This is a genomic window from Pseudomonas sp. S09G 359, assembly GCF_002843605.1.
In the GTDB taxonomy this organism is placed as follows: Bacteria; Pseudomonadota; Gammaproteobacteria; order Pseudomonadales; family Pseudomonadaceae; genus Aquipseudomonas.
Map to the genome: position 1 here is coordinate 485208 of NZ_CP025263.1, position 15902 is coordinate 501109.

9 protein-coding genes and 1 pseudogene are annotated in these 15902 nt (G+C 61.7%); 9 read left to right on the plus strand and 1 reads right to left on the minus strand.

Features of this window, described 5'->3' with window-relative positions; genetic code table 11:
• Positions 1-35: 35 nt before the first annotated feature.
• The gene (locus tag CXQ82_RS02105; RefSeq protein ID WP_101265698.1) at positions 36-1304 is read left to right on the plus strand and encodes a malic enzyme-like NAD(P)-binding protein; all 1269 of its coding nucleotides are present in this window, start codon (positions 36-38) and stop codon (positions 1302-1304) included.
• 211 nt (positions 1305-1515) lie between these two features.
• On the opposite strand, the gene CXQ82_RS02110 is transcribed toward CXQ82_RS02105, so the two are convergent.
• Positions 1516-3978 (minus strand): penicillin-binding protein 1A, encoded by a 2463-nt coding sequence (locus CXQ82_RS02110; protein ID WP_371917347.1) that lies wholly within the window; start codon positions 3976-3978, stop codon positions 1516-1518.
• A gap of 220 nt (positions 3979-4198) precedes the next feature.
• Between CXQ82_RS02110 and pilM the strand changes: the two genes are divergently transcribed.
• The 8 genes and pseudogenes from pilM to gltB all read left to right on the plus strand — a co-directional run bounded on the left by pilM (position 4199) and on the right by gltB (position 15886).
• Entirely contained in the window at positions 4199-4852 is a 654-nt protein-coding gene (pilM, locus tag CXQ82_RS02115; RefSeq protein ID WP_177409936.1) for a type IV pilus biogenesis protein PilM, read from the plus strand.
• Positions 4849-5403 (plus strand): PilN domain-containing protein, encoded by a 555-nt coding sequence (locus tag CXQ82_RS02120; protein WP_101265704.1) that lies wholly within the window; start codon positions 4849-4851, stop codon positions 5401-5403. Before pilM ends, CXQ82_RS02120 begins: the two co-directional genes overlap by 4 nt.
• On the plus strand, positions 5400-6371 hold the full coding sequence (locus tag CXQ82_RS02125; RefSeq protein ID WP_101265706.1) for a pilus assembly protein PilP: 972 nt from the start codon (positions 5400-5402) through the stop codon (positions 6369-6371). Before CXQ82_RS02120 ends, CXQ82_RS02125 begins: the two co-directional genes overlap by 4 nt.
• Positions 6372-6513: 142 nt before the next feature.
• Positions 6514-7767 (plus strand): annotated as a pseudogene (locus CXQ82_RS02130) (type IV pilus secretin PilQ); the annotation flags it as partial.
• 4 nt (positions 7768-7771) lie between these two features.
• Entirely contained in the window at positions 7772-8290 is a 519-nt protein-coding gene (gene aroK, locus CXQ82_RS02135) for a shikimate kinase AroK (protein ID WP_010213757.1), read from the plus strand.
• 125 nt (positions 8291-8415) lie between these two features.
• Complete coding sequence (aroB, locus tag CXQ82_RS02140) at positions 8416-9516, plus strand: 3-dehydroquinate synthase (RefSeq protein WP_101265710.1); 1101 nt, start codon at positions 8416-8418, stop codon at positions 9514-9516.
• Positions 9517-9526: 10 nt separating this feature from the next.
• On the plus strand, positions 9527-11086 hold the full coding sequence (locus CXQ82_RS02145; protein ID WP_101265713.1) for an SPOR domain-containing protein: 1560 nt from the start codon (positions 9527-9529) through the stop codon (positions 11084-11086).
• A 354-nt stretch (positions 11087-11440) separates the two neighbouring features.
• Entirely contained in the window at positions 11441-15886 is a 4446-nt protein-coding gene (gltB, locus tag CXQ82_RS02155; RefSeq protein WP_101265715.1) for a glutamate synthase large subunit, read from the plus strand.
• The last annotated feature ends 16 nt before the right edge of the window (positions 15887-15902 follow it).

The following is a 15902-nucleotide window of genomic DNA, read 5'->3' on the forward strand; positions in this document are numbered from 1 at the left end:
GGTCCGTCGACCAACAGTAAAAGCGGAATGCCGATATGTCTGATTTGAAAACTGCCGCTCTCGAATATCATGCCCATCCTCGTCCAGGAAAGCTGAGTGTAGAGCTCACCAAAGCCACTGCCACCGCCCGCGACTTGTCGCTGGCCTACAGCCCTGGCGTGGCCGAGCCCGTACGTGAAATCGCGCGCGACCCTGAACTGGCGTACAAGTACACCGGCAAAGGCAACCTGGTTGCAGTGATTTCCGATGGCACCGCGATTCTGGGCCTGGGTAACCTCGGCCCATTGGCTTCCAAGCCAGTCATGGAAGGTAAAGGCGTGCTGTTCAAGCGCTTTGCCGGCATCGACGTTTTCGACATCGAAGTCGATTCCGAGAGCCCGCAGGCTTTCATCGACACCGTAAAGCGCATTTCCATCACCTTCGGTGGCATCAACCTGGAAGACATCAAGGCACCTGAGTGCTTCGAGATCGAAAAGGCCCTGATCGAGCAGTGCGACATCCCGGTATTCCACGATGACCAGCACGGCACCGCGATCGTTACCGCCGCCGGCATGATCAACGCCCTGGAAATCGCTGGCAAAACCCTCGGCGACGCACAGATCGTCTGCCTGGGCGCCGGCGCTGCGGCCATCTCCTGCATGAAGTTGCTGGTGAGCATGGGCGCCAAGCTGGAAAACATCTTCATGGTCGATAGCAAGGGCGTGGTCCAGTCCGAGCGTACCGACCTGAACCAGTACAAGGCGATGTTTGCCCACGCCACCGACAAGCGCACCCTGGCTGACGCCCTCGACGGTGCCGACGTGTTCGTTGGCCTGTCCGGCCCGAACCTGCTGAGCGCCGAAGGCCTCAAGTCCATGGCGGCCAACCCGATCGTGTTCGCGTGCTCCAACCCTGATCCGGAAATCTCCCCTGAACTGGCGCACGCCACCCGTGATGACGTGATCATGGCCACTGGCCGTTCGGACTACCCGAACCAGGTCAACAACGTACTGGGCTTCCCGTTCATCTTCCGTGGTGCCCTGGACGTTCGCGCCAAGCGCATCAACGAAGAGATGAAAGTAGCGGCCGCCAACGCCCTGCGCGAACTGGCCAAGCTGCCGGTGCCTCAGGAAGTGTGCGACGCCTACGGCGGCATCAAGCTGGAATTCGGTCGTGAGTACATCATTCCGAAACCAATGGATAAGCGCCTGATCACGCTGATCTCCGATGCCGTGGCCAAAGCCGCCATCGAGACCGGTGTGGCCACTCTGCCGTATCCGAAACACTACCCGCTGCAAAGCGTGGATGATGTGTTCAACGGCTAAGCCGTTGTAGCGCACCAAAAAAAGCCCCGGCTCTCGCGAGTCGGGGCTTTTTTTTAGCCTGTTGATCAGCTCAAAGGCTTGTGACGATCCAAATGTGGGAGCGGGCTTGCTCGCGAATGCGGTGTGTCAGTCCCTGCAAATGCTGACTGATCTACCGCCTTCGCGAGCAAGCCCGCTCCCACATTGGATCTGCGCTGAGTCACAGATCGGGTTAGAACAAATCGATCGGCGCCGCCTCATCCGCCGGCAGCGGGCTGCCTGGTGCAACGCCATTGCCCAGTTCATTGACCGACGGCGGCGTGTCTTCGCTCTTGAACAGCTCGAAATACGCATTCGGTGTGCTAGGCGATGCGGCGCGGCCACTGACCGGGTCGATCCGCAGGCTGAGGATGCCTTCCGGTTCCGGCTGGGTGTGCAGGGGCTTGTCCTTCAAGGCTGCGCCCATGTAGCTCATCCAGATCGGCAGCGCGACGGTGCCACCAAATTCGCGACGGCCAAGGCTTTCCGGCTGGTCGTAGCCGGTCCATACGGTGGTCACGTAGTCGGCGTTATAGCCGGAGAACCAGGCGTCCTTGGATTCGTTGGTGGTACCGGTCTTGCCCGCGATATCCGCACGGCCCAAGGCCAGGGCACGGCGGCCGGTACCTTTCTTGATCACGTCTTCAAGGATGCTGTTGAGGATATAGGTGGTGCGACCATCGACGATGCGCTCCGCCACGGCTGGCGCCTGCGGTTCGGCCGGGGCTGCAGTGTTGGTGGCCGTTACCGCGCCTGGGGTTGGCTCGATGGTGATACCGCCGTGGCTTGGCGCTGCCAGGCCGTCGGTGGCTGCGACGCCGTTGACCACGTCACCCGGCACACGTGGCGGGTTGGCGGTGAACAGGGTGTCGCCGTTGCGGCTTTCGATCTTGTCGATCAGGTACGGCGCGATCTTGTAGCCGCCGTTGGCAAAGGTGCTCCAGCCGGTGGCGATTTCCATCGGTGTGAGGGTCGCGGTGCCCAGGGCCAGGGACAGGTTAGGCGGTAGGTCCGACTTGTTGAAACCAAAGCGCGTGATGTAGTCGATGGTCTTGCCCACGCCCATCGCCTGCAGCAAGCGGATCGACACCAGGTTGCGCGACTTGTACAGCGCCTCGCGGATGCGAATCGGGCCGAGGAAGGTGTTGGTGTCGTTCTTCGGGCGCCAGACCTTGTCCAGGTACTCGTCGACAAACACGATCGGTGCATCGTTGACCAGGCTGGCCGCGGTGTAGCCGTTATCCAGGGCGGCGCTGTAGATGAACGGCTTGAAGCTCGAACCCGGTTGGCGCTTGGCCTGGGTGGCGCGGTTGTAGTTGCTCTGCTCGAAAGCGAAGCCACCCACCAGGGCGCGAATTGCACCGTTTTGCGGGTCCAGCGACACCAGGGCGCCTTGGGCCAGCGGCACTTGGCTGAATTTGAGGCTGTCGTCCGGCTGGCGTTGCACGCGGATCAAGTCACCGACTTGTGCCACGTCCGACGGCTGCTTGGGCAGTGCGCCCATGCTGTTGGTGTTCAGGAAGGGGCGCGCCCACTTCATGCTGTCCCAGGCCACATGCGCTTCGCCGGTGCGGGTCAGTACCTGTACGCCGTCTTTCTTCACTTGGGTGACGATGGCCGGTTCCAGGCCGCTGATTGCACGCTGTTTGCCCAGTTCGGCGGTCCAGGCGCTCAGGGTCTTGCCCGGCAGGCGTGATTCAGGGCCACGGTAGCCGTGGCGCTGGTCGTAGGTGATCAGGCCGGAATGTACCGAGGTGTTGGCGATTTCCTGTAGGTCACTCGGAACCGTCGTGGTTACGCGGAAACCTTCGGTGTAGGCCTCGCTGCCATAGCGGCCGACCATCTCGGCGCGGGCCATTTCGGCAATATAAGGGGCGTTCACTTCCGGCGTCGGCACGTGGTAGCTGGCGTTCAACGGCTCGGCGATAGCACTTTCATACGCGGCCTGGTCGATCTTGCCCAGCTTGTACATGCGCCCCAGGATCCAGTCGCGCCGCTCTTTGCTGCGCGCCGGGTTGGCCAGGGGGTTGAAGCGCGACGGAGCCTTGGGCAGGCCGGCAATCATGGCCATCTGCGCCAGGCTGGCGTCACGAATCGACTTGCCGTAGTACACCTGCGATGCCGCCTCGATCCCGTAGGCGCGGTTGCCCAGGTAGATCTTGTTGACGTACAGCTCAAGGATCTCGTCCTTGGTCAGTTGGCGCTCTATCTGAAGGGCCAGCAGAATCTCGGTGGCTTTACGCGAAAAACTGCGCTCGCTGGTGAGGAAGAAGTTCTTCGCCACCTGCATGGTGATGGTGCTGCCACCGGATTGAATGTGTCCGCTTTTTACCAATTGCGTGGCCGCGCGCACCAGGCTGCTGGGGTCGACGCCATAGTGGTTGGCAAAATTATCGTCTTCGGCCGACAGCAGGGCGCTGATGAAATTGGGCGGAATATCGGCAAAACGGATCGGTGTGCGGCGCATTTCGCCGAACTCCGCGATCAGCTTTTCATCGCTGCTGTAGACCCGCAAAGGAATCTGCAACTGGATGCTTCTCAGGGCCTCTACGGAGGGCAAACCCGGACTAAGGTAGAGGTATGCCCCGCTGAGTACGAGCATCAACCCGCAGACGATCGCGACAATGGAGTACCCGAAAAACTTCAGCAGACGAATCAAGGCTTTTGGATTTCCAGAGAAAAGAATGAGTTAGGCGTCGGGGCATGCATGGCAAACGATGGATCAACCCGGGCGGCAGATAAAAAGCGGGGAAAAACGCTGGGCATTAAAGCATTTTCGGCCTGGGGCGTCATTCGCACCGCTCAAACAAGTCGACCGAATGCATGATGCGCGGCGCCAATCAGGCGGTATGACAGGCAAAGTTTTAGGGAGTTTTATGGGAAAGGGATTTTTCAGGCGAAAAGGCGGCATCCTCCTGGGTGTCGACATCAATGACACGGCCATCCGGCTGGTCGAGCTAAGCCGTTCAAGCTCCGGCTACGCCATTCAGGGCTACGCCACGCAGGCGTTGCCGGCCCATGCTGTGGCTGATGGTACTGTGCTGGATCTTGAAGGGGTCGCGGGTGCCCTGCATGCTGCGTTGTCCCGGCTGGGTACGTCAGCCCGTGGCGCCGCAGTGGCGGTGGCCGGGCCGTCGGTCATTACGCGGCTGGTCGAGATGGAGGCCGGGCTGAGCGATGACGAGATGACATGGATGATCCAAATGGAGGCCGACCAGTACATTCCGTATCCACTGGATGAGGTGGCCATCGACTTCCAGGTACAGGGGCCGTCGACCCAGGCCCCGGCGCGAGTGCAGGTGCTGCTGGCGGCCTGCCTGAAGGCGCAGGTAGAAGCCCGCGAGGCGGTTTTGGCCCTGGCCGGGCTGGTGCCCAAGGTTGTCGACGTCGAAGCGTTTGCATTGGCACGCGCTTGCGGTCAGGATTTCGCCAGCTTCACGCCGGGCCATCGCGTCGATGGTGCACAGTGGGCCGTGGATGCCCATGGGATGGGAATTGCTTGCGGGTTGGCCCTGAGGAGTTTCGCTTGAAGACACGAATCAATCTTTTGCCTTGGCGCCAGGCGCTGGCAGAGCGGCGGCGCAAGTACTTCCTGGCGTTTTTGCTGGCGTTCGCCGGTGTGGCGCTCGCGGCCGTGTGGCTGGCAGACCAGGTGATCGACCAGGCGATAGACCGGCAAGTGACGCGCAATGAGCATCTGGGCAAGGACGTCGGCCTGCTGGATGCGCGCATCAAAACCATCGACGACCTGCAGGAGCAAAGCCAGCAATTGGCGCAACGTATGAAAGTCGTGCAAGACCTGCACGACTCCCGTTCGTCCGGCGCGCAGTTGCTGGACCAGTTGGCGCGTGCAGTGCCCGACGGCGTGCATCTGCATGAAGTGGTGGCCAAGGGCAACGCGCTCAGCATCAGCGGCAGTGCTGAATCCAGCCAGGATATCGCTCAACTCATGCGCCGTCTGGAGGCTACCGAAGGGGCGCACGCCACCCGGTTGCAGCATGTGCGAGCCGAAGGCGCTGGCGGTAATAATGAATTCCAGCTGATGGTGCGCCAGGGAGCGTCCACCGAGGCCCAACCATGAGCCTGCCCAGGCTCGATATCTGCGCGCTTACCCACAACGCTGCAAAATGGCCACTTCCCGGCAAGGCTCTGCTGGGCTGTGCGCTGGCCGGTGTGGTGTGGGTGGTGGGTGACCTCACGTGCCTGAGTCCGTCACGGGCGCGGTTGCACCAGGTAGAGGCGCAGGAAGTGGCGCTGCGCCAGCAGCTTGCGCAAAAGTTAGCCGTATCCGCCAGCCTGGAGGCGCGGACGCGTGAGCTGGGGCTGATGCAGGCGAAGCTCGATGGGCTGTTGCAGGCGATTCCTGGCCGGTCGCAAATGCCCGGCATGCTGGAAGACATCGCGCGGGCTGCGCTGGCCAACGGTTTGCTGATCGAAAGCGTGACCCCGTTGGATGCGCAATCGCAGTCGTTCTATGACGAGCAGCCTGTGCAAATCGGCGTGACTGGCGCCTATCACGACCTGGCGACGTTCATGGGCGCCCTGGGTGGCCTTTCGCGAATCGCCACGGTGCACGACGTTGCTTTGCGACGCGATGGCGACCAGCTGCACCTTGAGCTGCTGGCCAAGACTTATTGGCACAGGCTGCAAGGTGACAGGCTGGGCGCGGCGGTGGTACTGGCGCGGCCTTTTGTCTATGACGCCGCTGGTCTGCGTGATCCGTTCCAGCCGCTGGCTGTTCAGGTCGATCACTTGCCTGGGCGACCCGCCCCGGCGCCGGACCTGAGCCGACCACGTGGCGCCCTGGAACGCGTCGCGGTGGATCAATTCGAAATGGTCGGAACGCTGTCCCGTGGGCTGCAGACCTTCGCTTTGCTGCAGGCCGCATCTACGGTGTATCGCCTGGCACTTGGTGATTACCTGGGGCCGGACCACGGCCGGGTAGCGGCCATCCATGATGGCTATATCGAACTGGTGGAGCTGTTCCCTGATGAGCGCGGCGCGTGGTTGGAGCGCTCGCGAACCCTGGTTTTGAACGTCAACTCATAACGGAAGCAAAAAAATGAAAAGGACTTTTTCGTCCTTCGGTGTGGCGCTATGGATAGCGTTCACGGCACCGATGGCTGCTGCTGTGCCCAATCGTGTGGATTTGATCCAGCTGCCGCCCCCTGGCAGCGCTGTGTCAGGCACCTATAGCGGCGACACCCTGAACCTCAACTTCCAGAACATCGAGCTGCGCGCCGCCTTGCAGCAAATCGCCGATGTCGCGGGCCTCAACCTGGTGGCCGGCGACGACGTGCAGGGCTCGATCACCCTGCGGCTCAAGAACGTGCCCTGGGATCACGCGCTGGACCTGGTGCTGCAAGCCAAGGGGTTGGATAAGCGGGTGAAGGCCGGCGTATTGCTGGTAGCGCCGGCCGAGGAGTTGGCCGCCCGTGAACTGCTGGCGTTGGAGTCGCGCAAGCAAATGGCCGAGCTGGCGCCTTTGCGCCGGGAGCTGTTGCAGGTCAATTACGCCAAGGCAGCGGACCTGGCCAAGCTGTTCCAATCGGTGACCGGCCTTGAGGGCACCACCGATGAGCGCGGTTCGGTGGCGGTGGACGATCGCACCAATAACATCATCGCCTACCAGACCGGGGAACGCCTGGAAGAACTGCGGCGGATCGTGGCGCAACTGGATATCCCGGTGCGCCAGGTGATGATTGAGGCGCGGATTGTCGAGGCCAACGTCGACTACGACAAAAGCCTTGGCATGCGCTGGGGTGGGCGTCTCAATCGAGGCAACTGGGGCGCGGGGGGTATTCAAAAGCCTGTGCCGGAAGGGTCTGAGCCACCTGAAAACCCGCCCAGCTCACCGTTTGTCGACCTGGGGTCGCTGACCGGTACGTCGGGCCTGGGCATCGCCTTTATCACCGACAACCTGTTACTGGACCTGGAACTGACCGCCATGGAGAAAACCGGCAATGGGGAAATTGTCTCGCAACCCAAGGTGGTCACTTCCGACAAGGAAACCGCGCGCATCCTCAAGGGCACCGAGATTCCCTACCAGGAATCCAGCTCCAGTGGCGCCACCTCGGTGTCGTTCAAGGAGGCCTCGTTGTCCCTGGAAGTCACCCCGCAAATCACGCCTGACGACCGCGTGATCATGGAGGTGAAAGTCACCAAGGATGAGCCCGACTACCTGAACAAACTCAACGACGTGCCACCGATCAAGAAAAACGAGGTCAACGCCAAAGTGCTGGTCAAGGATGGCGAGACCATCGTGATCGGCGGGGTTTTCTCCAATACCCAAAGCAAAGTGGTAGATAAAGTGCCATTTTTGGGCGATGTGCCGTATCTTGGCCGCCTTTTCCGGCGCGATGTGCTGGCGGAGAAAAAATCCGAGCTGCTGGTATTCCTGACTCCGCGTATTATGAATAACCAGGCGATTGCTGTGAGTCGTTGATTCTGTGCGAAATTTGATTCTTGTAGGACCGATGGGGGCTGGAAAAAGCACCATCGGCCGTTTGCTGGCCAAAGAGCTGCGCCTGCCATTCAAAGATTCCGACAAGGAAATTGAATTGCGCACGGGTGCCAATATCCCATGGATCTTCGATAAGGAAGGCGAACTGGGCTTTCGCGACCGCGAGCAGGCGATGATTGCCGAGCTGTGCGGCTGCGATGGCGTGGTATTGGCCACCGGCGGTGGCGCGGTGATGCGCGATGAAAACCGCCGCGCGCTGCATGCCGGCGGTCGGGTGGTCTATCTGCATGCGTCGGTCGAGCAGCAGGTGGGCCGCACCGCCCGCGATCGCAATCGCCCGCTGCTACGGACGGCCAACCCGGAAAAAACCTTGCGGGATCTGCTCACGCTGCGCGATCCGCTTTATCGGGAAATCGCTGATCTGGTGGTGGAAACCGATGAGCGGCCACCGCGGATGGTGGTACTCGACATTCTTGAGCGCCTGCAACGGCTGCCACCCCGTTAAAGCCTGGCCCGAAATGCGCTATTCTCGGCGGCGCGCCAACAGCCTGTGGGGTGTGGCGTAGAGCCATCAGGCGACGTCGAATATCGACATCGCCGGTCGTCAATATATCTTCAACGCGGGGACACATGCAGACACTTAAGGTCGATCTAGGCGAGCGCAGCTACCCGATCCATATTGGCGAAGGTCTGTTGGACCAGCCCGAGTTGCTCGCACCGCATATTGCCGGGCGGCAAGTGGCGATCATCTCCAACGAAACGGTCGCGCCGCTGTATCTTGAGCGTCTGAGCCGCAGCCTGGCGGCGTATTCCGTGATCTCTGTGATTCTGCCCGACGGCGAAGCCCACAAGAACTGGGAAACCCTGCAACTGATCTTTGATGGCCTGCTGACTGCGCGGCATGACCGCCGCACCACCGTGATCGCTCTGGGCGGCGGTGTGATCGGCGACATGGCCGGTTTCGCAGCGGCCTGCTACCAGCGTGGCGTGGACTTTATCCAGGTGCCGACCACCCTGTTGTCCCAGGTCGATTCGTCGGTGGGCGGCAAGACCGGCATCAACCACCCGCTGGGCAAGAACATGGTTGGCGCGTTCTACCAGCCCCAGGCCGTGCTGATCGACACCGCAACCCTCAACACCTTGCCACCGCGCGAGCTGTCGGCGGGCCTGGCGGAAGTCATCAAGTACGGGCTGATCTGCGACGAGCCGTTCCTGACCTGGCTGGAACAACACGTGGACGCCCTGCGCGCCCTCGACCAGGTGGCACTCACCGAAGCGATTTCGCGCTCCTGCGCCGCCAAGGCCCTGGTGGTGAATGCCGACGAACGGGAGTCCGGTGTGCGGGCCACCCTGAACCTGGGTCACACCTTCGGCCATGCGATCGAAACGCACATGGGCTATGGTGTGTGGTTGCATGGGGAGGCCGTAGCGGCTGGCACGGTGATGGCATTGGAGATGTCGCAACGCCTGGGCTGGATCAGCGCCCAAGAGCGCGATCGCGGTATCCGCCTGTTCCAGCGCGCCGGTTTGCCGGTCATTCCGCCTGAGGAAATGACCGAGGCGGACTTCCTCGAACATATGGCAATAGACAAGAAAGTGATCGACGGTCGACTGCGACTGGTGTTGCTGCGCCACATGGGCGAAGCGGTGGTGACCGACGATTATCCGAAAGAGATTTTACAGGCCACGCTGGGAGCGGATTACCGCGCCCTGGCTCAGCTTAAAGGTTAATAAGATCCCGATGACTAGTTTGCATGCCGACGAGGCGTTCCTCGGCCATTACCAGTTAAGCCACGACCCTTTTGCTCCACGGGTGCCTGGTTTCAAATTTTTCCCGGCCCAGCGCAAGCCGGTGCTTGGGCAGTTGCACCACCTCGCGCGCTACAGCCAGTTGCTGCTGGTGGTCACCGGCCCGTTGGGCAGCGGCAAGACCCTGTTGCGCCAGGCGCTGGTGGCCAGCACCAACAAGCAATCGGTACAGAGCGTGGTGGTGTCGGCCCGTGGTGCCGGTGATGCGGCTGGCGTGCTGCGCCAAGTGGCCCAGGCGCTGGATGTAGCCACCGCTGAGCCGAACGCGATCCTCAAGCAGGTTGTGCAGCTGGGGCTGACCGGCCAGGAAGTCTACCTGCTGGTGGATGACGCCGAGCAGCTCGACGAATCTGCCCTGGAGGCGCTGCTGGCGCTGGCAGCGGGCACCCCGGAAGGTCGCCCGCACGTATTCCTGTTTGGTGAGTCGTCGTTGATCGCCGAACTGGAGCAGATCAGCGGTGATCAGGAACTGTTCCACGTCATCGAGCTGCAGCCGTACGAAGAGGAAGAAACCCGCGAATACCTGGCTCAACGCCTCGAAGGCGCCGGGGCCGGTATCGAACTTTTCTCCGCAGCGCAGATCTCTGATATTCACGAAAGCTCCGACGGCTGGCCTGGCACCATCAACCAGGTTGCCCGCGATGCCATGATCGAAGCCATGATTGCCAGCCGCTCTGCGGTCAAGCGTCCAAAGATGGGGTTCACCATGCCTAAGAAACACGTACTGGCCATTTCCGCCGTGGTTGTGGTCGCTGTTGCCGCCGCCTGGTTGATTCCAGGTCGCAGCAAGGCACCGACCACCGCCGGCGCGCCAACCGAGCAGGCGCAATTGCCACTGGGCAAGCCAACGCCAAATGTCGAATTCGCCAACTCCGGCCAACCCACCAACCTGCCGATGGTCGGCCAGCCGGTAATGCGCGGCCCGCTCGCTGAAGAGGCCGGTGGTATCTCCGAAGGTGACGACGGTGTGCCGGTGGAAGGCTCCAGCGCTACGCCGCCGACTGTGACCACTACCGCGCCACCTGCGGGCGTGCCAGCGGGTCAGCCGGCTGCCAAGCCGACACCTGCGCCAACGGTCGCCACCGCCAAGCCTGCGCCAGTGACCAAGCCGGTCGCGCCTGCGCCAGCCGCCAAGCCAGCCCCGGCACCGGCAGCCAAGCCTGCTGAAAAACCAGCCGCCACCGTTGCCAAGGCCGGTGCCGCAGGCAGCAGCTGGTACGCCAGCCAGCCTACTGGCAACTTCGTGGTGCAGATCCTCGGCACCAGCTCCGAAGCCAACGCCCAGGCGTTCGTGAAAGAGCAGGGCGGCGAGTACCGTTATTTCAAGAAAGTGCTCAACGGCAAGCCTCTCTACGTGATCACCTACGGCAACTTTGCCAGCCGTGCAGCCGCTGATTCTGCCATCAAGGCCTTGCCAGCGAAGGTTCAGGCTGGTAAACCTTGGCCTCGCACTGTCGCCAGCGTTCAACAAGAACTGGCAACAACTCGCTGAAGATCCGGCGGCCTTACCCAGGCCGCCCTCCCGGCACCTCAAAATTAAAACCGCAAGTGCGTGCGACCTCTACAGGCCGCGCGCTTTGTGGTGTCTGCGTCACAGTAGCTTTTGAGTCGTAGCGGTCAGAATTAAAAAAGTTTTGACTAGCACAGCATGTCGCTTTAAACCTTTCATAAATGCGACATAGATTTGCGACATTTCGTCGCTAAATTTGTGAGCGTCTGTGTCGGTGTGTACAATGACCTCCCTTTTGCCCCCGCTAAGCCGGCGTACGTTCGGCGTGGAAGGTAACCGGTTGAATTGAAAAGAAATTTGCCTCGGTATAAGAGGCAGCCTGGTGAGAAAGTGTCTATGAAAGCAGGTCTGTACCAACCCGATGAATTCAAGGATAACTGCGGTTTCGGCCTGATAGCCCATATGCAGGGCGAGCCCAGTCATACCCTTTTGCAAACGGCCATCGAGGCCCTGACCTGCATGACCCACCGCGGTGGGATCAACGCCGACGGCAAAACCGGTGACGGTTGCGGCTTGCTGATTCAAAAGCCCGACCAGTTCCTGCGCGCAATCGCCAAGGAAACCTTTGGCGCCGATTTGCCCAAGCAGTACGCCGTGGGCATGGTGTTCTTCAACCAGGACCCGGTAAAAGCCGAGGCCGCTCGCGAAAACATGAACCGCGAGATCCTGGCCGCCGGCCTGCAGCTCGTCGGCTGGCGCAAAGTGCCGATCGACACCAGCGTGCTCGGCCGCCTGGCCCTGGAGCGCCTGCCGCAGATCGAGCAAGTGTTTATCGCCGGCGACGGCTTGAGCGACCAGGACATGGCGATCAAGCTGTTCACGTCGCGTCGTCGCTCGTCCGTGGCCAACGCCGCAGACGCTGAACATTACATCTGCAGCTTTTCCCACAAGACCATCATTTATAAAGGCCTGATGATGCCGGCGGATTTGACCGCCTTCTATCCAGACCTGAGCGATGAGCGCCTGCAAACCGCAATCTGCGTGTTCCACCAGCGCTTCTCCACCAACACCCTGCCGAAATGGCCGCTGGCCCAGCCATTCCGCTTCCTCGCCCACAACGGCGAGATCAACACCATCACCGGCAACCGCAACTGGGCCGTGGCCCGTCGCACCAAGTTCGCCAACGATCTGATGGACCTGGAAGAACTCGGCCCGCTGGTCAACCGTGTGGGTTCCGACTCCTCCAGCATGGACAACATGCTCGAGCTGATGGTCACCGGCGGCATCGACCTGTTCCGTGGCGTGCGCATGATCATTCCGCCTGCGTGGCAGAACGTCGAAACCATGGACCCGGACCTGCGTGCGTTCTACGAGTACAACTCGATGCACATGGAGCCGTGGGACGGCCCGGCCGGCGTGGTCATGACCGACGGCCGCTACGCCGTGTGCCTGCTCGACCGTAACGGTCTGCGCCCGGCGCGTTGGGTCACCACCACCAACGGTTTCATCACCCTCGCGTCGGAAATCGGCGTGTGGGACTACAAGCCCGAAGACGTGATCGCCAAAGGCCGTGTCGGCCCAGGCCAGATCCTGGCGGTGGACACCGAAACCGGGCAGATCCTCGACACCGACGCCATCGACAACCGCTTGAAGTCGCGCCACCCGTACAAGCAATGGCTGCGCAAGAACGCCCTGCGCATCCAGGCGACCATGGAAGACAACGACCACGGTTCGGCTTTCTATGACGTGGACCAGCTCAAGCAGTACATGAAGATGTACCAGGTCACGTTCGAGGAGCGCGACCAGGTGCTGCGCCCGCTCGGCGAGCAAGGCTACGAGGCCGTCGGCTCGATGGGCGACGACACGCCGATGGCCGTGCTGTCCCAGCGCGTGCGCACGCCGTACGACTATTTCCGCCAGCAGTTCGCCCAGGTGACCAACCCACCGATCGACCCGCTGCGCGAAGCCATCGTGATGTCCCTGGAAGTGTGCCTCGGTGCCGAGCGCAACATCTTCCAGGAATCGCCTGAGCACGCTTCCCGCGTGATCCTCAGCTCACCAGTGATTTCGCCGGCCAAGTGGCGCTCGTTGATGACCCTGGATCGCCCGGGCTTCGACCGCCAGATCATCGACCTGAACTACGACGAAAGCCTCGGCCTTGAAGCCGCTGTGCGCAACGTCGCCGACCAGGCCGAAGAAGCTGTGCGTGCCGGTCGCACCCAGATCGTGCTGACCGACCGTCATATTGCCCCGGGCAAGCTGCCGATCCACGCCTCCCTGGCCACCGGCGCGGTGCACCACCGCCTGACCGAAAAGGGCCTGCGTTGCGACTCCAACATCCTCGTGGAAACCGCTACCGCCCGCGACCCGCACCACTTTGCGGTGCTGATCGGTTTTGGCGCCTCGGCGGTTTATCCGTTCCTCGCGTACGAAGTGCTCGGCGACCTGATCCGCACCGGTGAAGTGCTGGGCGACCTCTATGAGGTGTTCAAGAACTACCGTAAGGGCATCACCAAGGGCCTGTTGAAGATCCTGTCGAAGATGGGCATCTCCACGGTCACGTCTTACCGCGGCGCTCAGTTGTTTGAAGCCATCGGCCTCTCCGAAGAAGTCTGCGACTTGAGCTTCCGTGGCGTGCCGAGCCGCATCAAGGGCGCGCGTTTCGTTGATATCGAAGCCGAGCAGAAAGCCCTGGCGGCCGAAGCCTGGAGCGCGCGCAAGCCGATCCAGCAAGGCGGCCTGCTCAAGTTCGTGCACGGTGGCGAGTACCACGCGTACAACCCGGACGTGGTCAACACCCTGCAAGCCGCTGTGCAGCAGGGCGACTACGCCAAGTTCAAGGAATACACCTCGCTGGTGGATAACCGCCCGGTGTCGATGATCCGCGACCTGTTCAAGGTGAAGACCCTGGACACGCCGATGGACATCAGCGAAGTCGAACCACTGGAATCGATCCTCAAGCGCTTCGACTCCGCCGGTATTTCCCTGGGCGCCTTGTCGCCGGAGGCTCACGAAGCCCTGGCCGAAGCCATGAACCGCCTGGGTGCGCGTTCCAACTCCGGCGAAGGTGGCGAAGACCCGGCGCGCTACGGCACCATCAAGAGCTCGAAAATCAAGCAGGTTGCGACTGGCCGTTTCGGTGTGACCCCGGAATACCTGGTCAACGCCGAAGTGCTGCAGATCAAGGTAGCCCAGGGCGCCAAGCCCGGTGAAGGCGGCCAGCTACCAGGTGGCAAGGTCAACGGTCTGATCGCCAAGCTGCGTTACGCAGTGCCAGGCGTGACCCTGATTTCGCCTCCGCCGCACCACGACATTTATTCGATCGAAGACTTGTCGCAGCTGATTTTTGACCTGAAACAAGTCAACCCGAAGGCGCTGGTCTCGGTGAAACTGGTAGCTGAAGCCGGCGTAGGCACCATCGCCGCCGGTGTGGCCAAGGCCTATGCCGACCTGATCACCATCTCCGGCTACGACGGCGGCACCGGCGCCTCGCCGCTGACCTCGATCAAGTACGCCGGTGCGCCGTGGGAACTCGGCCTGGCCGAAACCCACCAGACCCTGCGCGGCAACGACCTGCGCGGCAAGGTGCGGGTACAGACCGACGGCGGCCTGAAAACCGGCCTCGACGTGATCAAGGCCGCGATCCTCGGCGCCGAAAGCTTCGGTTTCGGCACCGCGCCGATGATCGCCCTGGGCTGCAAATACCTGCGCATCTGCCACCTGAACAACTGCGCTACCGGCGTGGCCACCCAGAACGAGAAGCTGCGCAAGGATCACTACATCGGCACCGTCGACATGGTGGTGAACTTCTTCACCTACGTCGCCGAAGAAACCCGTGAGTGGCTGGCCAAGCTGGGCGTACGTTCGCTGGAAGAGTTGATCGGGCGTACCGACCTGTTGGAAATCCTTCAGGGCCAGACCGCCAAGCAGCACCACCTGGACCTGACGCCGCTGTTGGGCAGCGATCACATCCCGGCTGACAAACCGCAGTTCTGCGGTGTGGAGCGCAACCCGCCGTTCGACAAAGGCCTGTTGGCCGAGAAGATGGTCGACATGGCCGGCTCCTCGATCAATGACGCCAGCGGTGGCGAATTCGCCCTGGATATCTGCAACTGCGACCGTTCCATCGGCGCACGCATCTCCGGCGAAATCGCGCGCAAGCACGGCAACCAGGGCATGGCGAAGGCGCCGATCACCTTCCGCTTCAAGGGCACTGCGGGCCAGAGCTTTGGCGTGTGGAACGCCGGCGGCCTGCACATGTACCTGGAAGGCGACGCCAACGACTACGTGGGCAAGGGCATGACCGGCGGCAAGCTGGTGATCGTTCCGCCTAAAGGCAGCATCTACAAGACCCAGGACAGTGCCATCATCGGCAACACCTGCTTGTACGGTGCCACCGGTGGCAAGCTGTTCGCCGCCGGTACTGCCGGTGAGCGTTTCGCCGTGCGTAACTCCGGTGCCCACACCGTGGTGGAAGGCACCGGCGATCACTGCTGTGAGTACATGACCGGTGGCTTTGTCGCGGTATTGGGCAAGACCGGTTACAACTTCGGTTCAGGCATGACCGGCGGTTTCGCCTACGTGCTCGACCAGGACAACACCTTCGTCGACAAGGTCAACCACGAGTTGGTCGAGATCCAGCGGATCAGCGGCGAAGCCATGGAATCCTACCGGAACCACTTGCAGCACGTGCTGGACGAGTACGTCGAGGAAACCGGCAGCGAATGGGGTCGTAACCTCGCCGAGAACCTCGATGACTACCTGCGTCGTTTCTGGCTGGTCAAGCCCAAGGCTGCCAACCTGAAATCGTTGCTTTCCAGCATCCGTGCCAACCCGCAGTGATATGCGCCTGAAGAGT